Genomic DNA, 19315 nt, shown 5'->3' on the forward strand with positions numbered 1-19315 from the left:
GACCTGCGAGGGTCGCGGGAGCCGCTGACGAGGGAGGACGCCGATGGCCGCGCCGTGGGTGCAGCACGCGATGTGGTGGCACGTCTACCCGCTGGGGTTCACGGGCGCCGAGCGCGCCCTCGACCCCGCGGCCCCGGTCGCGCACCGGCTCGGGCACGTCGAGCGCTGGCTGGACTACCTCGTCGACCTCGGCCTCAACGGCCTGGCGCTCGGCCCGGTGTTCGCGTCCGGCACGCACGGCTACGACACCGTCGACCACTACCGGGTCGACCCGCGCCTGGGCGACCGCGCGGACCTGGACCGGCTGCTCGCGGCGGCCCGCGACCGGGGCGTGCGGGTGCTGCTGGACGGGGTGTTCAACCACGTCGGCGACCAGCACCCGCTGTTCCGCGCCGCGCTGGCCGGCGGCCCCGGCTCCCCCGAGGCCGACCTGTTCCGGATCCGCTGGACCGACGACGGCCCCGACTGGGACTGCTTCGAGGGGCACCGCTCGCTCGTCACGCTGAACCACGACGAGCCGCGGGTCGTCGACCTGGTCGCCGACGTGATGACGCACTGGCTGGACGCGGGCGCGGACGGGTGGCGGCTGGACGCGGCGTACGCGGTGCCGACGGCGTTCTGGGCGCGGGTGACCGAGCGGGTCCGCGCCGCGCACCCGGACGCGTACCTGGTGGGCGAGGTGATCCACGGCGACTACCCGGCGTTCGTCGCGGGGTCCGGGCTGGACGCGGTCACCCAGTACGAGCTGTGGAAGGCGACCTGGTCGTCGATCGCCGAGCGCAACTTCCACGAGCTGGTGTGGACGCTCGGCCGGCACGACGGGTTCCTCGACCACTTCGTGCCGTACACGTTCGTCGGCAACCACGACGTCACCCGGATCACCAGCCGGGTCGGCGACGCGACGCTCGCCGGGCACGCGCTGGTCGTGCTCGCGACGGTCGGCGGCACCCCGGCCGTCTACTACGGCGACGAGCAGGCCTACCGCGGGGTCAAGGAGGACCGCGCGGGCGGCGACGACGAGGTGCGCCCGCCGTACCCGCCGACGCCGGCCGACCTGGCCGGGCCCGACGTCGCGCCGGACGGCCGGACGACGCACGACCGGCACGCCGCCCTGCTCGGCCTGCGCCGCCGGCACCCGTGGCTGCACACCGCGCGGACCCGGGTCGTCGAGGTGACGAACACCCGGCTGGCCTACGAGGCGCGGGCGTCCGACCGGTCCGGCGCCGCGCTGCTGGTCGCGCTCAGCCTGGACGCCGGGCCGTGGCCGCTGGCGGTGCCCGCCGGGGCCGTGGTGGCGGCGCACTCCGACCCGGCCGTCGCGCCGGGGACGCGACCGGGCCCCGGCGCGTCCGTGGACGTCCCGGGGCCCGGCTGGGTCGTGCTCGAGGTCTGAGGACCCCTACTTCTTCGCGGCCGCCTTCTTGCGGGGCGCCGCGGCCTTCTTGGCGGCCGGCTTCTTCTTGGGCGCCGACGCGCGCTTCTCGGCCAGCAGCTCGACCGCCTGCTCGCGGGTGATCGACTCGGGCGTGGTGTCCCGCGGCAGGGTGCGGTTGGTCTCGCCGTCGGTCACGTACGCGCCGAACCGGCCGTCCTTGACCACGATCGGCTTGCCCGACGTCGGGTCCTCGCCGAGCTCGCGCAGCGGCGGCGTCGCGGTCGCCCCGCGGCCCCGCTTGGGCTGCGCGTAGATCGCCAGCGCGTCCTCCAGCGTCGTGGTGAAGATCGCCTCCTCCGACGGCAGCGTGCGGGAGTCCGTGCCCTTCTTGAGGTACGGGCCGTAGCGGCCGTTCTGCGCGGTGATCTCGGCGCCCGTCTCCGGGTCCGTGCCCACGACGCGCGGCAGGCTGAGCAGCTGCAGCGCCTCGTCGAGCGTGATCGTCTGCAGCGACTGCGACTTCAGCAGCGAGCCGGTGCGCGGCTTGGGCGCCGCCGCGAGCACGCGCTTCTTCGCCGCCGCCGACAGGCCCGGGTCGAGCTCGGGCTCGGGCAGCAGCTCCGTGACGTAGGGCCCGTACCGCCCGTTCTTCGCGACGATCGTCGTGCCCGTGGCCGGGTCGGTGCCGAGCACGAGGTCGCCCTCGGGCTGGGTCTCCAGCAGCTCGCGGGCCTTCTCGGCCGTCAGCTCGTCGGGCGCCAGGTCGTCCGGCACCGACGCGCGGCGCGGGTTGCCGTCCGGGCCGGGCTCGCCGCCGGACTCCTCGATGTAGGGCCCGTACCGGCCGACGCGCAGCGTGATCCCGTCGCCGATCTCGATCGAGTTGACCTCGCGGGCGTCGATCTCGCCGAGGTTGGCGACGAGCTCGCGCAGGCCGTCGCCGTCCGGGCCCTGGGCCGCCGCGGAGCCGAAGTAGAACCGGGTCAGCCAGTCGACGCGGTCCTTCTGCCCCGCGGCGATGGCGTCGAGGTCCTCCTCCATGGAGGCGGTGAAGTCGTAGTCGACGAGCCGGTCGAAGTTCTCCTCGAGCAGCCGGGTCACGGCGAACGCGAGCCAGCTCGGCACGAGCGCCTGGCCGCGGCTGGTCACGTAGCCGCGGTCCTGGATGACCGAGATCGTCGCGGCGTAGGTCGACGGGCGGCCGATGCCGCGCTCCTCGAGCGCCTTGACCAGGCTCGCCTCGGTGAACCGCGGCGGCGGGGACGTGCGGTGGCCGTCAGCCGTGAGGTCGGACTCGGTGACCGGGTCGCCCTCGGCCATCTGCGGCAGCCGGGTCTCCTTGGCGCCCTCGGCGGCCTTGCCCTCGGCGTCCGCGGCGTACCGGTCGACGTCCCGGCCCTCCTCGTACGCGGCGAGGAACCCGCGGAACGTGATGACGGTGCCGGACGCGGCGAACAGCGCGTCGGTCGGGGCGCCGGCGGTCGCGGCGTCGGCCGCGGTGCTGCCGGCGGGCAGCTCCGGGGCGGGCACCGTCGCGGCGATCCGGACCGAGGCGGTCGAACCGCGGGCGTCGGCCATCTGCGAGGCGACGGTGCGCTTCCAGATCAGCTCGTACAGCCGGAACTGGTCGCCGGACAGCTCGCGCGCCACCTGGGCGGGGGTGCGGAAGTTGTCACCGGCGGGGCGGATCGCCTCGTGCGCCTCCTGCGCGCCCTTGCTCTTGGACGCGTAGACGCGCGGGGCGTCGGGGACGTGGTCCGCGCCGTAGAGCTCGGCCGCCTGGCGGCGCGCGGCGTCGACCGCCTGCGTGCTCAGGTTGGGCGAGTCGGTCCGCATGTAGGTGATGTAGCCGTTCTCGTACAGCGTCTGCGCGGTGCGCATCGTCTGCCGGGAGGACATCCGCAGCTTGCGGCTGGCCTCCTGCTGCAGCGTCGACGTCGTGAACGGCGCCGCCGGGCGGCGGGTGTACGGCTTGGTCTCCAGCGAGCGCACCGCGTACCCGGCGCCGTCCAGCGCGGACACCCAGGCCTGCGCGGCACCCTCGTCCAGGTGCACCGGGCGGGACGCGCCGGAGCCCTTGAGCACGCCGTCGTCGCCGAAGTCGCGGCCCGCGGCCACGCGCCGCTCGCCGAGCTGCACCAGGCGGGCGCCGAAGGACGGCTCGTCGGGGTCGGCCACCGCGAAGGTCGCGGTCAGGTCCCAGTAGTCGGCGGCGCGGAACGCCATGCGCTCGCGCTCGCGCTCGACCACCAGGCGGGTCGCCACGGACTGCACGCGGCCGGCGGACAGGCCCTGGCGGACCTTGCGCCACAGCACCGGGCTGACCTCGTACCCGTACAGCCGGTCGAGGATGCGCCGGGTCTCCTGCGCGTCCACCAGGCGGTCGTCGAGCTCGCGGGTGTTCTCCAGCGCGCGGGTGATGGCCTCGCGGGTGATCTCGTGGAACACCATCCGCTTGACCGGCACCTTGGGCTTCAGCTCCTGGAGCAGGTGCCACGCGATGGCCTCGCCCTCGCGGTCCTCGTCGGTGGCGAGGTAGAGCTCGTCGGCGTCCTTGAGGAGCCGCTTGAGCTCCGTGACCTTCTTCTTCTTGTCGGAGTCGACGACGTAGTAGGGCGCGAAGCCGTTGTCGACGTCGACCGCGAACTTGCCGAACGGGCCCTTCTTCATCTCCGCGGGCAGCTCGCTGGGCTGCGGCAGGTCACGGATGTGACCGACGCTGGCCTCGACGTCGAAGCCGTCGCCGAGGTACCCGGCGATCGTGCGCGCCTTGGCCGGCGACTCCACGATGACCAGCTTGCGACCTGCGGACATGCGCTCCTGCTTCCTTCGGACTGCCGACCCGTGACCGGGCGTGCGGGCGGCGACAGCATGTCACCGCCGGTGCGGGGGAACTCTACGACGTCGGTCCCACCCGGTCCGACCCCGAGGTGGCCGACCGGCGCAGCACCAGCAGCGCGCCGGACGACGCGGCCGCGACCGCGACGATGCCCAGCGCCCCGCCACCGTACGACGTCAGCAGCGCGGCCGTGGACCCGACCGGGTCGTCGGAGAGCCAGGTGCGGCGCAGCGCGACCGCCGCGGCGCCCCCGGCGAGGGCCGTCACCACGGCGAGCAGCCACGCCGCCACGGCGGTGCCGGGACCGTCCCCGCGGGCGGGGCGGCCGGCGCGCGGGACGGTGCGCAGGGCGGCCGTCGGCGGGCGGCGATCGGTGGCGGTGTCGACGCCGAGCGCCAGCACCGCGCACGCGAGCGCGCCCCACGCCAGCACGACCAGCAGGCCCGCCACGACGTCCGACGGCCGGTGCCACTGCCCGACGAGCGTGCTGACGCCCGTGGCGCCCGCGTAGGCGCCGCCGAGCACCGCCGCCCAGGGCCGGGCTCGCGGCGGCACGACGAGCAGCACGGCCGCCGCGACCGAGGCCGCCGCCGTCGTGTGCCCGCTGGGGAGCGTGTTGAACTCGGGGCCGTAGCCCAGGTCCGGCCGGTCGAGCACCCCGTACTTCAGGACGCGGGTCGTGACGTTCGCGCCGGCGAGCACGCCCGCGGCGACCAGCGCCAGACCCCAGCGGCGCCGCACGAACGCGATCACCGCGCACGCGACGATCGCCGCCGCGATGAAGCCGACCGAGACCACGTCCAGCACCGGCTCGGCGACCTCCCAGAGCCGGTTCTGGCCGATGTGCGCGCCGTCGAGCGACGCCTGGTCGACCGCCTGCCCCTGCTCGGTGCCGACGAACACCCGCCACGTGACGCCGATGCCCGCGACGGCGACCAGCGCCACCAGCAGGGCCGACGCGACCCGGCGCGCGGTGCCGGCGGGGGTGCGCCAGCGGGCCGGCGGGTCCACGCGGCCCGGGCCCCCGTCGGCGGCCTCGGGGGCGCGCCAGGGGGTCGCCGGGGCGGAGGTCGGGCGGGGCATGGGGACCACGGTAGGCGAGCGGGTCGCCGCGGTCCGGGCGGCGCCGGGGCCGCACACGAATCCTCCACCAGGTCGGCGACGGCCGTGCGCGGGGACGGGGCCGGACGAGGCCGGACGCCGCCCGATCTTCCCGCGGGCGCCGTCCCGGGTGCACGCTGGGCGGACCCGGCCCGCACGCGGCCCGCACGCCGCCGCGGGGCCACGACGACGAGGGAGTCCGTCATGCTCGACCTCAGCGAGTCCTTCAGCGGCTACTCCGTGGCGGACGTGCCCGCCGCCCGCGCCTTCTACGCCGACGTGCTCGGCCTCGACGCCGAGGAGCGCGACGGGATGCTCCTGCTGCACCTGTCGGGCCGGGACGTGCTGCTCTACCCCAAGGGCGAGGCGCACGTGCCCGCCTCGTTCACCGTGCTGAACTTCCCGGTCGCCGACGTGCCGGCCGCCGTCGCCGAGCTGCGCGGCCGCGGCGTGCGGTTCGAGCGGTACGAGGGCACGCCCACCCAGACCGACGAGGACGGCGTGTTCCGGGGCGGCGGTCCGCTGATCGCCTGGTTCACCGACCCGTCGGGGAACGTCCTGTCCGTGATCGAGCGCGACTGAGCGACCCCCGGGCGCGCACCTGCGCGGCTCACAGGATTCCCACAGGACGACGTCAGGGGCGCCCCAGGTCGCGCGCCCATGCTCGTGCCATGACCACCTCCACGCTCCAGCGCGACGCCCTCACCCGTCCGGACGGCCAGCCGGTGCGGGCCCTCGTCGTCGACGACGAGGCCACCCTGGCCGAGCTGCTCTCCACCGCGCTGCGGTACGAGGGCTGGCAGGTCGAGCACGCCCTCACGGGCCAGGCCGCCATCAAGCAGGCCCGGACCCTCGAGCCGGACGTGATCCTCCTCGACGTCATGCTCCCCGACCTGTCGGGCCTGGAGGTGCTGCGCCGCATCCGCGCCACCCACCCGCACGTCCCGGTGCTGTTCCTCACCGCGAAGGACGCCGTCGAGGACCGGATCGCCGGCCTCACCGCCGGCGGCGACGACTACGTCACCAAGCCGTTCAGCCTGGAGGAGGTCGTCGCCCGGCTGCGCGCGCTGCTGCGCCGCGCCGGCGCCGTCTCGGAGCGCGAGGAGGCCGTGCTGGTCGTCGGCGACCTGCGGATGGACGAGGACTCGCACGAGGTGAGCCGCGGCGGCGACGACATCCGCCTGACCGCCACCGAGTTCGAGCTGCTCCGCTACTTCATGCGCAACCCGAAGCGCGTGCTGTCGAAGGCGCAGATCCTCGACCGGGTCTGGCAGTACGACTTCGGCGGCCAGGCGAACATCGTCGAGCTGTACGTCTCGTACCTGCGCCGGAAGATCGACAAGGGCCGGACGCCGATGCTGCACACCCTGCGGGGCGTCGGGTACGTCCTCAAGCCCGCGGCGTGAGCGCCCGCCCCCGGCCGGCCCGCCCGCGCTGGACGCTGCGCCGGCGCCTGGTGGCCGTCGTCGTCGCGCTGCTGGCGACCGTCGCCGCCGTCATGGGGCTGGTGTCGACGCTCGCGCTGCGCAGCTCCCTGATGACGCAGGTCGACCAGCGGCTGGAGGACGCGAGCCGCCGGGCCGCGGCCGCGCCCGACCGGCTCGACCGCGGGACGATGCCCGGTCAGCTGCCGTCGGGGGCGCCGACGGCGGGGTCGGGCGACGGGTCGGGGTCCGGCGACGGATCGGGGACCGGGTCCGAGGCCGACGACGGGACGCAGGGCGGCGGCAGCGTCCCGCCCGCGTTCGGGCTGCCCGGCCAGGACGTCGGCACCGTGAGCGTGTTCGAGACGGCGGACGGCACGCCGGTCGCCGGCTACCTGGACGCCTCGGGCGACGTGCAGGGCCTCACCGACGAGCAGCTGGCCGCGCTGCTCGCGGTCGAGCCGGGCCAGGACCCGGGGACCGTGGAGCTCCCGGACCTCGGCAGCTACCGCGCGATCGCCGTCGAGTCCGGCAACGGCAGCACCTCGGTCACCGCCGTCCCCCTCGCGGGCATCACGTCGACCGTCGACGACTACGTCGTGGTCGAGGTGGTCGTCGCGGTCCTGGGCCTGCTGGTCGCCGCCGCGCTCGCCACGGTGCTGGTGCGGCGCGAGCTGCGGCCCCTGGACCGGGTGGCCGCCACCGCGACCCGGGTCTCCGAGATGCCGCTGTCCCGCGGCGAGGTCGACATCCGCGAGCGGGTGCCGGACGAGGACACCGACCCGGCCACCGAGGTCGGCCAGGTGGGGTCGGCGCTCAACCGGATGCTCGGCCACGTCGAGTCCGCGCTGACCGCCCGGCACGAGTCCGAGACGCAGGTGCGCCGGTTCGTCGCGGACGCCAGCCACGAGCTGCGCACGCCGCTGGCCTCGATCCGCGGCTACGCCGAGCTGGTGCAGCGCCTGCCGGGCGACCTGCCCGACGACGTCGTGCGCGCGATGGGCCGGGTGGAGTCGGAGGCGCGCCGGATGACCTCGCTGGTCGAGGACATGCTGCTGCTCGCGCGGCTGGACGCGGGGCGCGACCTGGACACCGAGGAGGTCGACCTGGCGGCGCTGGCCGTCGACGCCGTGGCGGACGCGCACGCGGCCGGGCCGGACCACGCGTGGCGGCTGGACCTGGGGGCGCTGGAGGGCCCGGCGGACGACGGGGCGGACGACGACGGGCCGCCCGCCGCGTCGGTGGTCGGCGACGAGCACCGGCTCCGGCAGGTCCTGGTCAACCTGCTGTCGAACGCCCGCGTGCACACGCCGCCCGGCACGACCGTGGTGGTCGCCGTCGCGCGGGAGGGCGACCGCGCCGTGCTGCGGGTCCGGGACGACGGCCCGGGCATCGCCGAGCCCCTGCGGTCGCGGCTGTTCGAGCGGTTCGCCCGCGGCGACGCCTCGCGCAACCGGGCCGCGGGGTCGACGGGCCTCGGGCTGGCGATCGTGCACGCCGTCGTCACGGCGCACGGCGGCACGATCGAGGTCGACGGCACCCCCGGGGCGACGACGTTCACCGTCCGGCTGCCGCTGGCCGGGGCGGCCGGCGCGCTGGCCGTGGGCGCCGCGGGGGCGCCGGCGGCGGGCTGAGGCGCGCGCGGGGGCCTGCGCCCCTCGCTCCGCCCTCGCGGATGGATCGACTCGCACGGGCACGCCCGGGCGTGCCCGTGCGAGTGGATCCCTCCGTCGGGGAGGTGGTCGGCGGCCTCGTCAGGCGGAGGCGTCCGACAGCGCGGTGATCTCGTCGTCCGCGAGCTCCAGCGCCGCGCCGGCGAGCAGGTCGGGCAGCTGGTCGACGGAGCGCGCGCTCGCGATCGGCGCGACGACGCCCGGCTGCACCCGCAGCCACGCCAGGCTCACGGCGGTCACCGACGTGCCGTGGGCCGCGGCGACCGCGTCGAGGGCGGCCAGCACCCGGCGCCCGCGGTCGTCCAGGTACCGCCCGGCCGAGCCGGCGCGGGGGCTGTCGACGGCCGGGGACCCGTCGCGGTACTTGCCGGTGAGGAACCCGCTCGCGAGCGAGGAGTACGGCAGCACGCCCAGCCCCTCGCGGACGGCGAGCTCCTGCAGCGGGCCCTCGTAGGCGCCGCGGTGCACCAGGTTGTAGTGCGGCTGCAGCGCGACGAACCGGGCCACCCCGAGGTCGTCGGCGATCCGCAGCGCCTCGGCCAGCCGCTCGGGCGAGAAGTTCGACGCCGCGACGTACCGGGCCTTGCCGTCCGCGACGACCTCGCCGAGCGCGGCGACCGTCTCCTCCAGCGGGGTGTCCTGGTCGTCCTCGTGCGCGTAGTAGAGGTCGACGTAGTCGGTGCCGAGCCGCTTGAGCGAGTCGTCGATCGCGGCCCGGACCACCGCCCGGGAGGTGCCGCGGCGCGTGCTGAGCTTGCCGACCTTCGTCGCGACCACGACCTCCGCGCGGTTGCCGCGCGCGGCCATCCAGCGCCCGATCGTCGCCTCGGACTCGCCGCCCTCGTGCCCGTCGCCCCACTCGGAGTAGACGTCCGCGGTGTCGACAAAGCTGCCGCCGTCCTCGACGAACGCGTCCAGGACGGCGAACGAGGCCCGCTCGTCCGCGGTCCAGCCGAACACGTTGCCGCCCAGGTTCAGCGGCAGGACGTCCAGGTCGGTGGTGCCGATGCGTGCCATGGTCCTCCTCGGTCGGACGGCGCCGGCCGGGGGGTCGGCGCCGCAGGGGCGCGCCGCGGGGTGGCGGCGGGCGTGGGGGGCGGTCGCGCCGTCGGGGCCGCCGGTCTCCGGTCTACCCCACGCGCCGCGGCGGCGCCCGACGGGACCGCCCGCCGGACCCACCCCCGGCGCCGCGGGGGTGCGCGGCGCGGGGTGCGGGGGCGGTGCGGTGCGGGGCTGCGCGGCGAGGGGGTAGCCGACGCGTCGGGCGAGCAGCCGCTGACTACTCGGTCGACGTGTCGGTTGCTCGCTCGGCGGGCGCGCGGCGGCGGCCGCGCGGGAGGGTGCCGCGCGGGAGGCGCCGCCCCGGAGCGGCCGCGCGGGACTCGCCGCGCGCGGCCGGCCCGCGGGGACGGGCGCGCGGACGCCGTGCGTCAGAGGGGGTACGCGGCGTACAGGTTGCGGATGTCCGCGGCCGGGCCGCGCACGAGGAAGACGGTGGTGCCGTTGCTCCACGCCGCGACGCCGGTGCCGTCCCCCGCGTCGACGACCGTGACCGTCCCGGCGGGCGCACCGCCGACGAGGACCTCGCCCTGCAGCAGGACGGCCGGTCCCCCCGCGGCGGTGGGGTCGGCGGAGGCGCCGGCGGTGGCCTCCCCGGTCGCGGTGTCCGCCGCGGCCGCGGCGTCCGCGGTCGGCAGCGTCGCCGTGACCGCCGCGAGCGCCGCGGCGGCCTCCTCGGGCGTCTCCCACTGGCCGGCCTGCACGGTGACGGTGCCGTCGGCCCCGTCGGTGTACGTCTCGGCGTAGGCCTCGACGGCGCCCTGGGCGAGCCAGGCCTCGTCGTCGGCGGAGGACGCCAGCGCGTACTGCAGCAGCGTGCCGGGCAGCGCGCTCGCGAACGCCGTGGTCGCCGCGCGGGCCGCCGGGGCGACCGACGCGGTGGGCGACGGCAGCACCACGTCCGGCGGGGCGGCCGCCGTGCCGCCGGCGTCGTCGCGCGTGAGGAACCAGGCCGTACCGGCGCCGCCGAGCACGAGCACCGCGGCGGCGATCGCACCGACGACGACCCACCGGCGCCGGCCGCGGGACGGCGTCGCGGCGTCGGGGCCGTCCGGGTCGTCGCCGCCCGGGGTCGCGCCGGCCGTGCCAGGCGCGCCGGCCGTGTCCGCCGCGCCCGCGGCGTGCAGCGCCGCGTCCGCCCGCCGAAGGGCCGCGGTGCGGGCCTGGGCCTCGCCGGCCTGGAGCGCGGCGTCCGCGCGGGCGAGGGCGGCGGTGCGCTCGGCGGGGTCGACCGGCTCCGACGGCACGGCGTCGTCCGCGGCGGCGAACCGCCGGCTGCGCCGGGAGGGCGGGGGGACGTCGCCGGGGGCCGGGTCGCCGGGCGTGCCGGCGGGGGTCCACGCGGCAGCGGGGGCCGCGGGGCCAGCGGGGGCCACCGGTGCCACCGGGGTCGCCGGCGTCGTCGCACCCGAGGGCGTCACCGGGCTCCCGGGCGTCGTCGCGCCCGCCGGGGCACCCGCCCCGGCCCCCGCGTCGCCGTCGCCGCGCAGGCTCGGCCACCGCGGCCGGTCGTCGCCGAACCGCCCGACGCCCGGCGCCGGCGTGCCGGTCTCCCGGCGCGCGAAGCGCCCGTCGGTGTCACTCATGCACGAACTCCCTGCCGCCTTCCGGTCGGGCTCGACCGCGTCAGCGCGCCGGCCCGGAGGTCCCGCGGCAGCCTAGCGGCCGGGCGGCGGCTCCCGGCGGACCGGCGCGGGCGGCCGCGCGCCCCTCAGGCCAGCAGGTCGCGGCGCCGGAACGCGAGCACGCCCCCGCCGACCAGCGCCGCCGCGACCGCCGCGAGGACGAGCACCGCGGGCCAGTCCATCGGCTCGGCGGGCATCCCCGGCGTGTACCGGAGCGGGGACGCGACGTCGCTGCCGTCGGGGAGCACCCCGCCGAGCATCGCGGTCAGCGCGACGTAGCCGAGGTACGCCCACGCCAGCCCGAACGCGTGGGGCGCGACGCCGAGGACGAGCACGGCCACGCCGGTCACCGCCAGCAGGGCGGGCACCTGCGCGAGCGCCGCGCCGAGCAGCCGGGCGACCAGCGCCGGGTCGTCGAGCGTGGCCGCGGCGGTGAGGCCCATGACCAGCCCGCCGAGCAGCACCATGGCCGTCACCGCGCCGAGCACGACCGCGAGCTGCGCGCCGAGCCACCGCGTCCGGCCCACCGGCCCGGCGAGCACGTGCGCCGCACGCCCGGCCGCCTCCTCGGCACGCACCGCGGCGACGCCCTGCACCCCCGCCGCCGCGGCGAGCGCCACCGCCACGAGCAGGTACCGGGCGAGCGCGGCGTCCGCCGCCGCGGCCGACCCCTCGCCGAAGAACGCCCCGAGCGCGGGCTCGTCCTCGATGAACTGCACGACCTCGCGGGCCAGCACCCCGACCAGCCCGCAGATCGCGGCCACCCCGACGGTCCAGCCCGCGAGCGCTCCGGCGAGCCGGCGGAGGGTGACCGCCGCGATCCCGGTCAGCCGCGGCGAGGCGTGCGCGCGGCCCGGGCGTTCGGGCAGCAGGCCGTCGCCGAGGTCGCGCCGCTCCGCCAGCAGCGCCGCGACGCCGAACGCCGCGGCGGAGGCGAGCACCGGCAGCGCGAGCGGCCACCAGCGTTCGTCGACCCAGGCGCGGGTGGCCTGCGACCAGCCGAACGGGGACAGCCAGCTGAGCACGCTGCCGCTCTCGGGGGCCCGCACGTCCCCCACGGCCCGCAGCACGAACCCCGCGCCGATCGCGGCCGTCCCCAGCATCGACGCCGTCCGGGCGTGCGCGACCAGCTGGGCCGCGACGGCGGCGGTGGCGCCGAACGTGAGCCCGACCAGCCCGCAGCCGAGCCCGAAGGCCAGCGCGCCGGCGGCCGGGAGCCCCGCGCCGACGAGCGCCGCGGCGAGCGCCAGACCGATCGCGAGGTCCGCGAGCGTGACGACGACCACCGCCGCGAGCACCGGCGCGTCCCGCCCCACCGGCGTCGACCGGACCACCTCGAGGAGCCCCGACTCCTCCGCCCCGCGCAGGTGCCGGACGACGAGCAGCACCGACATGATCGCGAGCGCCAGCGCGACCCAGGCGCCGAGCTCGTTCGCGACCATCGCGCCGATCGTGTAGTCGTCGAGGCCGTAGCCCGGACCGCCGAGCGCGGTCGCGGCCGGCGACCGCATGAGCTCGGCGCGCGCGGCGCGGGACTCCGGCGTCGGGAACAGGTCCGCCTCCGACGACGCGGAGACGGCGGTCAGCCCGGCGACGGCGACCAGCCACACCGGGAGCCGCACCCGCTCGACCCGCAGCGCCACCCGGACCAGCGCTCCGGTGCCGGCCCAGCGGTCCGCCGCGCTCCGGCCCGCGGGCGCCGCGGGGCGGGCGGCCGGCGCGGCCAGGGCGGTCACCGCGGGCTCCCCACGGCCTCGCCGTACTCCCGCAGGAACAGGTCCTCGAGCGTCGGCGGGTGCGCGGTGACGCCCCGGACCCCGAACCGCGGCAGCAGCGCCAGCACGCCGTCCAGCGCCTCGGCGTCGACGTCGAGGCGGACGTGGCCGTCGACGCGCGCGGGGTCGTGGACGCCCGGCGCGCCCTGCAGGGCGGCGAGCGCGGCGTCGGGGTCCCGCAGCGAGACGACGACCGCGGTCCGGGTCAGCCCGCGGAGCTCGTCGAGCGTGCCCGACCGCACCGCGCGGCCGGCGCGGATGATCGTGACGCGCTCGCAGAGCGCCTCGACCTCCGCGAGGATGTGGCTGGACAGCAGCACCGTGCGCCCGTCCCCCGCGGCCTCCCGGATGCAGCGCTGGAACTCCGCCTCCATCAGCGGGTCCAGCCCGCTCGTCGGCTCGTCGAGGACCAGCAGCCGGACGTCGGCGGCCAGCGCCGCCACCAGGGCGACCTTCTGCCGGTTGCCCTTCGAGTAGGCGCGCACCCGCACGGTCGGGTCGAGCTCGAACCGCTCGACGAGGTCCGCGCGCCGCCGCGGGTCGAGCCCGCCGCGCAGCCGGCCGAGCAGGTCGATCGCCTCGCCGCCGGTCAGGTTGGGCCACAGGTCGACCTCCCCCGGCACGTACGCCAGGTGGTGGTGCAGGGCGACGGCGTCCCGCCACGGGTCGGCGCCGAGCACCCGGGCCTCGCCGGCGTCGGCGCGCAGCATGCCCAGCAGCACCCGGATCGTCGTCGACTTGCCCGCGCCGTTCGGCCCGAGGAAGCCGTGCACCTCCCCCTCGCGCACGGTCAGGTCGAGCCCGTCGAGCGCCCGGCGGCGACCGAACGCCTTGACGAGGCCGCGGACCTCGACGGCGGCGGAGGTGGTCGGGTGGGTGGTCATGGTTCCTCCCGGGCGAGCTCGTCGAGGGCCGCCGCCAGCAGGTCGTGGTCGGTGAGCAGCGGCTCGGTCAGCATCTCCACCGCCGGGACGACCGCCCAGCGGGACAGCGCGGTGAACGCGGCGACGGGCTCGAGGGTCGGCGACGGCGCGCGGCCCGCCTCGGCGTCGATCAGCGCGAGCTGCAGCAGCCCGACGCTCTGGGCGACCAGGTACCGGGCCCGGCCCGCCGGGTCGACCGACGGGCTGACGGTGCCCGCCGCGACCCCGAGCGCCAGGTAGTCCTCGGTCGCGGCGACCATGTCCTCGACGAACCGGGACGCGAGCGCGCCGCCGGACGCCAGGCTGCGGACGACGTACCCGAACACCGGCCCGTACTGCGTGAGGTCGGCCAGGTGCGCCATCGACTCCCGCGGCGTCTCGGTCGTCAGCGACGCCTCCTTCTGCGACCGGATCCGGTCCAGCACGTACGCGTCGCAGGCCTCCCGGAGGCCGTCCTTGGAGCCGAAGTGGTGGATGACCAGGGCCGGGCTCACGCCCGCGTCGGCGGCGACGGCGCGCAGGCCGGCGCCGAAGCCGTCGCGGGCGAACCGCAGCAGCGCCGCGTCCCGGATCCGGGCGCGGGCGGTCAGGTCGTCGTCGGTCGTCGCTGAACGCACGTTCAGCAGACTAAACGCGTGTTCAGCCCGGCGGCAAGGGGGTCATCCCGGACCGCCCCCGGCGCGGCGGCGTCAGCCCTCGGGGCGCGCCTGCACCCGCGCGGTGTCGGCGCGCGTGAGCCGCACCGCCTCGCCGAGGTCGGCCGCCTGCGCGACCCGCATCCCCTCCGGCGTCTGGCCCTTCTCCAGCGACCCGGCCGGTACCACCGCGTGCGTGAACCCGAGCCGGGCCGCCTCCGCGAGCCGGCGGGCGGTCCCGGTCACCGGGCGGATCTCCCCCGCCAGCCCGACCTCGCCGATCGCGACCAGGCGCGGCGGCAGGGCCACGTTCTCCCGGCTGCTGACGGTCGCCAGCGCGAGCGCCAGGTCGGCCGCGGGCTCGACGACGCGCGCGCCGCCGACGGTCGACACGTACACGTCCTGGTCCCCGACCTTGAGGCCCGCGCGCCGCTGGAGCACCGCGAGCACCATCGCGAGCCGGGAGCCGTCGACCCCGCTCGTCGTCCGGCGGGGGTTGCTCAGCATCGACGGCGCGACCAGCGCCTGCACCTCGGTGGCCAGCGGCCGCCGGCCCTCGAGGGTCACGGTCACGCAGGTGCCGGGGACGTGGTGCCGCTCGTGCGAGACGAACAGGCCGGACGGGTCCGCCAGCCCGACGATGCCCGTCTCGGTGAGGTCGAAGCACCCGACCTCGTCCGTCGGGCCGAACCGGTTCTTGGTCGCGCGCAGCAGCCGCAGGCGCGAGTGCCGGTCGCCCTCGAACTGGCACACCACGTCCACCAGGTGCTCCAGCGTGCGGGGTCCCGCGACCGACCCGTCCTTGGTGACGTGCCCGACCAGCAGCACCGGCAGCGCGCACTCCTTGGCGGCGGAGATCAGCGCGGCGGCGACCTCGCGCACCTGGGCCACGCCGCCCGGCGACCCCTCGACGGCCGACGACGCGACGGTCTGCACCGAGTCGAGCACCAGCAGGTCGGGCTCCGTCTGCGCGAGGTGGCCGAGGATCGTGCCGAGGTCGGTCTCGGCCGTCAGCAGCAGCGTGTCCGCGAGCGCCCCGATCCGCTCGGCGCGCAGCCGCACCTGGCCCGCGGACTCCTCGCCGGTCACGTAGAGCACGGTGCGCCCGCCGGACGCCGCCCGGCTCGCGACGTCGAGCAGCAGGGTCGACTTGCCGACGCCCGGCTCCCCCGCGAGCAGCACGACCGCGCCCGGGACGAGGCCGCCGCCCAGCACCCGGTCGAGCTCCCCCACGCCGGTCGGCAGCGCGCGGGCCGCCTCGACGTCGATCTCCGCGATCGGCCGGGCCGCCCCGCGCAGCGGCACCATGACCGCCGTGCGCGGCGCCGCGCCGCCCGGGCCGGTGTCCTCCGACACCGAGCCCCAGGTCTGGCACTCGCCGCACCGGCCCACCCACTTGGACGTCGTCCAGCCGCACTCGGTGCAGCGGAAGGCGGGCCGGGCGGTCCGGGAGGAGGTGGTGGTCGACACGGCCGTCACGCTAACGGCCGCCACCGACAGGCCCCGGCACCGCACCGTGACCGAATCGCGACGTCCGCGGCGCGCGCAGCGCACGCGGCGTGTCCCCGGCGGCCCGTAGGATCGCGCCGTGCCCACCACCACGCCGCCCGACGACCTGCTGCGGCACACGCTCGCCGCGGTCGCGCCCGGCACCGAGCTGCGCGACGGCCTGGAGCGCATCCTGCGCGGCCGCACCGGCGCGCTCATCGTGCTCGGGCACGACGCCACGGTCGAGAGCATCTGCTCAGGCGGGTTCGAGCTCGACGTCGAGTTCTCCGCCACCCGGCTCCGCGAGCTCGCCAAGATGGACGGCGCGATCGTCATGGACCCGGCCTCGCGCCGCATCCTGCGCGCCGCCGTCCAGCTGCTCCCGGACCCGACCATCTCGACGTCCGAGTCCGGCACCCGGCACCGCACCGCCGAGCGCGTCGCGAAGCAGACGGGGCTGCCGGTCATCTCCGTGTCCGCGTCGATGCGGATCATCGCCCTGTACGTCGGCGAGCAGCGGCACGTGCTGGAGAACGCCGACGCGATCATGTCCCGCGCGAACCAGGCGCTCGCGACGCTGGAGCGGTACAAGGCCCGCCTCGACGAGGTCAGCGGCACGCTCTCGGCGCTCGAGATCGAGGACCTCGTCACCGTGCGCGACGTGTGCGTGGTCGTGCAGCGCCAGGAGATGGTCCGCCGCATCTCGGAGGAGATCGCCGGCTACGTGGTCGAGCTCGGCACCGACGGCCGCCTGCTGTCCCTGCAGCTCGACGAGCTCACCGGCGGCATCGGCTCGGACAGCGAGCTGGTGATCCGCGACTACCTCGACGCGTCCCGCCGCGACGGGGACGCCATCGCCGCGTCGCTGTCGGCGCTCGACTCGACCGAGCTGCTCGACCTCGCGCTCATCGCGCGCGAGCTCGGCCTGCCGTCGGGAGTCGAGATGCTGGACGCCGCCACCGGCCCGCGCGGCTACCGGCTGCTCTCCAAGGTCCCGCGGCTCCCCGCGGCGATCGTCGACCGGCTCGTCGGGCACTTCAGCGGCCTGCAGAAGCTCCTGGCCGCCAACATCGACGACCTCATGGCGGTCGACGGCGTCGGCGAGCAGCGCGCCCGCGCGGTGCGCGAGGGCCTGTCCCGGCTCGCGGAGTCGAGCATCCTCGAGCGCTACGTCTGACCTGCGGGGACTCCCTGCGGGTCACTCCAGCCCGAACACCACCGGCTGGGTGCTGACCCCGCCGAGCGCGAGCACGGCCTGGTAGGTCCCCGGCTGCGCCTGGGGCTGGTCCGGGGTGCAGCCCTCGACCGACCGGGTGCGGTCCCACTGCACCTGGCGCTCGTCGGCCTGGTCGGGCGCGAGCAGCAGCTGCAGGGTCTCGCCCGTGGCGCAGTCGGTGCTCGCCCAGATCCGGTCGCTGCCCGAGGTGATCAGCACCTGGCGCTGCGCGTCGCCGGCGTCGAGCAGGCAGGTCGTGCCGCCGGTGTTGGTGATGCGGATCGTGAAGGTCGGGAGCGCGCCCGCCGGGTAGGTCGTCGCGTCGGCGGACATCTCGAGGCCGATCGCCCCCGGCTCGCACGCGGGGGTGCCCGCGGTCGTCTCCTCCTCGGTGGGGGCCGGCGTGGTGGCGCCGCCGGTGGGTGCGGCCGCGTCGTCACCGCCCCCGCCGCCGAGCAGCGCCCGCACGCCGAACACCGCGAGCACGACGACGAGCACGAGCACCAGCACGACCACGGCGCGCCGGATCCAGTACACGCGCGCGGGCAGCGAGCCCTCCGGCCGCAGCACGCCCATGTCCCGGTCCCTCCGCTCGACTTGCCGCGTCCACGGTAGCCCGGCGCCCGTCGGGCTCCGGGCGCGGCGCGCCGCCGGGCGCGAGCCCGTCAGAGGTACCCGCCCGTCCCCTTCTCCTCCGCGAACACCACCGGCCCGGGCGCGGTGCCGCGCAGCAGGACCGGGCCCGCCTCGCCCGGCTCGCGCACCAGGAGCCAGCGCAGGCCCGTGGTGGCGCACGCCCGGACCTCCGCCGCGGCTCCGGCGCCGAGGTCCAGCCCGCGCAGCCCCGCGAGGTCTCCCGCCCCGAGGTGCTGCGCCGCGTAACCGGTCGCGACGTCGCCGCGCGCGTGCGCGAGCTGCCAGCAGGCGCAGCGCGCGAGGTCGACGAGCTCCCGCGCGCGAGCCGCCTCCGCGTCGCGCCGCGCGCGGCGCGCCAGGGACGCGCGGCGCAGCCGGGTCATCCCGGAGGGGGCGAGCACCGCGCCGGCGAGGACGGCCGCCAGCACCGACAGGTCGAGCGCGGTGCTCTCGCCCAGCTCGACGCCCGGCAGCAGCGCCTCCGACACGACGGCGGACAGCATCGCCGCGAGCACGGCGCCTGTGGCCGCCGCGAGCAGCAGCACGACCACCTGGACCGCGCGGTTCGGGTAGACCCGGAGCGTCTGCCGCCGGGCCAGGCCCAGCGCACGCTCGTCGACGAGGGTCAGCTGCGGGTAGCCGCGGGGCCGGACGCGCAGCGATCCGATGAGCCACGCCGGCACGGACGCCGTCACGACGATCGCAGGGAGGTGCAGCTGCACCGCCGCCACGACGATCACCACGCACCCCACGACCGCGGTCAGCAGCGGGGTCGCCGTCGACAGCCAGCTCCGGCGCAGCGGCAGCCGGCGGCGGAGGGCCGCCAGCCCCGGGCTGCCGGGCCGGAGGTCGGCGAGCGCGTCGACCAGGAGCGCGGCACCCGCGCCGTCCCCGCGCGCCGCCAGGTCCGCGACGACCCGCTCGGTCGTGGCGGTGTCCCGGTCAGCGGGCGGGTCGAGCTCGAGCAGGGCGTGCGCCGCGTCCACGACGGTGGCGGCCGCCCGGCCCGGGTCGACCGTGCTGCGCCGCACGAGGTGCGCGACCGCGCGGTACCGGACCGACGACGGGGTGCGGCGCGACGTCAGCGCCAGCGCTGCGTCGTCCGCCAGGGTCAGGTCGCCCGCGAGCCGGCCCGCGGCCGCGACCAGCTCGGCGTGGACCGGCGCGTGCGACGGCGGCAGCGTGGCGCCGAACCGGAGCAGCGCGCCCCGCGCGTCCACGTCGCCCTGGGCCGTCCAGCACGCGAGCGCGACCACGTCCGACCAGCCGCGCGGCTTGTCGGCGAGCAGGCGCGACCGGTCGGCGTCGGGCAGCAGGGCGAGCGCGTCGGCAGGTCGCCCGGTCGTCAGCAGGAGCCGCGCCCGGTGCCACCGGTGCTCGTCGTCGTCGGCGGGGTCGGCCGCCGCGCCGGCCAGCAGGCGCTCGGCGACGGCGGGGGCGTCCGCCTCGTCGGCGGCGGCCGCCCACGCGGTCCGGAGCCGGGTGCGGTCCTCGACGTCGGTGGGCTCCGAGGGCGGGGCGGTCGATGTCACGGGTGCACTATGGC

Annotated in this window: 15 protein-coding genes; 5 read left to right on the forward strand and 10 right to left on the reverse strand. The window is 77.3% G+C overall.

All coding sequences use genetic code 11. From position 1 onward, the window contains the following. The first annotated feature begins 43 nt into the window (after window positions 1-43). The gene (locus AC3WUG_RS06985) at window positions 44-1393 is read left to right on the forward strand and encodes an alpha-amylase family protein (RefSeq protein WP_492327014.1); all 1350 of its coding nucleotides are present in this window, start codon (window positions 44-46) and stop codon (window positions 1391-1393) included. A gap of 6 nt (window positions 1394-1399) precedes the next feature. Here the strand turns inward: AC3WUG_RS06985 and topA are convergent, their stop codons facing one another. Both topA and AC3WUG_RS06995 read right to left on the reverse strand, forming a co-directional pair. Next, window positions 1400-4189 (reverse strand): type I DNA topoisomerase, encoded by a 2790-nt coding sequence (gene topA, locus AC3WUG_RS06990; protein ID WP_492327015.1) that lies wholly within the window; start codon window positions 4187-4189, stop codon window positions 1400-1402. A gap of 82 nt (window positions 4190-4271) precedes the next feature. Beyond that, on the reverse strand, window positions 4272-5297 hold the full coding sequence (locus tag AC3WUG_RS06995) for a phosphatase PAP2 family protein (protein ID WP_492327016.1): 1026 nt from the start codon (window positions 5295-5297) through the stop codon (window positions 4272-4274). A 222-nt stretch (window positions 5298-5519) separates the two neighbouring features. On the opposite strand from AC3WUG_RS06995, the gene AC3WUG_RS07000 reads away from it, so the two are divergent. The 3 genes from AC3WUG_RS07000 (at window position 5520) to AC3WUG_RS07010 (ending at window position 8373) form a co-directional block, all read left to right on the forward strand. Then, the gene (locus tag AC3WUG_RS07000; RefSeq protein WP_492327017.1) at window positions 5520-5897 is read left to right on the forward strand and encodes a VOC family protein; all 378 of its coding nucleotides are present in this window, start codon (window positions 5520-5522) and stop codon (window positions 5895-5897) included. Window positions 5898-5986: 89 nt separating this feature from the next. Continuing rightward, window positions 5987-6721: a response regulator transcription factor gene (locus AC3WUG_RS07005; RefSeq protein WP_324844592.1), complete on the forward strand. Its 735-nt coding sequence runs from the start codon at window positions 5987-5989 to the stop codon at window positions 6719-6721. Next, on the forward strand, window positions 6718-8373 hold the full coding sequence (locus AC3WUG_RS07010; RefSeq protein WP_492327018.1) for a sensor histidine kinase: 1656 nt from the start codon (window positions 6718-6720) through the stop codon (window positions 8371-8373). Before AC3WUG_RS07005 ends, AC3WUG_RS07010 begins: the two co-directional genes overlap by 4 nt. Window positions 8374-8493: 120 nt before the next feature. On the opposite strand, the gene AC3WUG_RS07015 is transcribed toward AC3WUG_RS07010, so the two are convergent. The 6 genes from AC3WUG_RS07015 to radA all read right to left on the reverse strand — a co-directional run bounded on the left by AC3WUG_RS07015 (window position 8494) and on the right by radA (window position 15899). Then, a complete protein-coding gene (locus AC3WUG_RS07015) occupies window positions 8494-9429 on the reverse strand; it encodes an aldo/keto reductase (RefSeq protein ID WP_492327019.1) in 936 nt (311 codons plus the stop codon). Window positions 9430-9842: 413 nt separating this feature from the next. Then, window positions 9843-11057, reverse strand: a complete 1215-nt coding sequence (locus tag AC3WUG_RS07020) for a hypothetical protein (RefSeq protein ID WP_492327020.1) — start codon at window positions 11055-11057, stop codon at window positions 9843-9845. Window positions 11058-11182: 125 nt separating this feature from the next. Beyond that, complete coding sequence (locus AC3WUG_RS07025; RefSeq protein ID WP_492327021.1) at window positions 11183-12832, reverse strand: ABC transporter permease; 1650 nt, start codon at window positions 12830-12832, stop codon at window positions 11183-11185. Further along, window positions 12829-13755, reverse strand: coding sequence for an ABC transporter ATP-binding protein (locus tag AC3WUG_RS07030; RefSeq protein ID WP_492327022.1), 927 nt, complete (start codon window positions 13753-13755; stop codon window positions 12829-12831). The genes AC3WUG_RS07025 and AC3WUG_RS07030 overlap by 4 nt, the downstream gene beginning before the upstream one ends. Further along, window positions 13752-14411, reverse strand: coding sequence for a TetR/AcrR family transcriptional regulator (locus AC3WUG_RS07035; protein WP_492327023.1), 660 nt, complete (start codon window positions 14409-14411; stop codon window positions 13752-13754). The genes AC3WUG_RS07030 and AC3WUG_RS07035 overlap by 4 nt, the downstream gene beginning before the upstream one ends. A gap of 72 nt (window positions 14412-14483) precedes the next feature. Beyond that, the gene (gene radA / locus AC3WUG_RS07040) at window positions 14484-15899 is read right to left on the reverse strand and encodes a DNA repair protein RadA (RefSeq protein WP_492327024.1); all 1416 of its coding nucleotides are present in this window, start codon (window positions 15897-15899) and stop codon (window positions 14484-14486) included. 118 nt (window positions 15900-16017) lie between these two features. Between radA and disA the strand changes: the two genes are divergently transcribed. After that, the gene (disA, locus tag AC3WUG_RS07045) at window positions 16018-17094 is read left to right on the forward strand and encodes a DNA integrity scanning diadenylate cyclase DisA (RefSeq protein WP_147794436.1); all 1077 of its coding nucleotides are present in this window, start codon (window positions 16018-16020) and stop codon (window positions 17092-17094) included. 21 nt (window positions 17095-17115) lie between these two features. Here disA and AC3WUG_RS07050 read toward each other — a convergent pair whose 3' ends face one another. Beyond that, complete coding sequence (locus AC3WUG_RS07050) at window positions 17116-17709, reverse strand: hypothetical protein (protein WP_492327025.1); 594 nt, start codon at window positions 17707-17709, stop codon at window positions 17116-17118. 89 nt (window positions 17710-17798) lie between these two features. After that, window positions 17799-19301: a hypothetical protein gene (locus AC3WUG_RS07055; RefSeq protein WP_492327026.1), complete on the reverse strand. Its 1503-nt coding sequence runs from the start codon at window positions 19299-19301 to the stop codon at window positions 17799-17801. Between the last annotated feature and the right edge of the window lie 14 nt (window positions 19302-19315).

The organism is Cellulomonas sp. EB106-03-03-XG116 (assembly GCF_058792015.1).

Coding starts and splice junctions, on each gene's coding strand:
- AC3WUG_RS07005 (WP_324844592.1), top strand. CDS start 5,987: ATGACCACCTCCACGCTCCAGCGCGACGCCCTCACCCGTCCGGACGGC.
- AC3WUG_RS07015 (WP_492327019.1), bottom strand. CDS start 9,429: ATGGCACGCATCGGCACCACCGACCTGGACGTCCTGCCGCTGAACCTG.
- AC3WUG_RS06995 (WP_492327016.1), bottom strand. CDS start 5,297: ATGCCCCGCCCGACCTCCGCCCCGGCGACCCCCTGGCGCGCCCCCGAG.
- AC3WUG_RS06985 (WP_492327014.1), top strand. CDS start 44: ATGGCCGCGCCGTGGGTGCAGCACGCGATGTGGTGGCACGTCTACCCG.
- AC3WUG_RS07000 (WP_492327017.1), top strand. CDS start 5,520: ATGCTCGACCTCAGCGAGTCCTTCAGCGGCTACTCCGTGGCGGACGTG.
- AC3WUG_RS07050 (WP_492327025.1), bottom strand. CDS start 17,709: ATGGGCGTGCTGCGGCCGGAGGGCTCGCTGCCCGCGCGCGTGTACTGG.
- topA (WP_492327015.1), bottom strand. CDS start 4,189: ATGTCCGCAGGTCGCAAGCTGGTCATCGTGGAGTCGCCGGCCAAGGCG.
- AC3WUG_RS07020 (WP_492327020.1), bottom strand. CDS start 11,057: ATGAGTGACACCGACGGGCGCTTCGCGCGCCGGGAGACCGGCACGCCG.
- AC3WUG_RS07030 (WP_492327022.1), bottom strand. CDS start 13,755: ATGACCACCCACCCGACCACCTCCGCCGCCGTCGAGGTCCGCGGCCTC.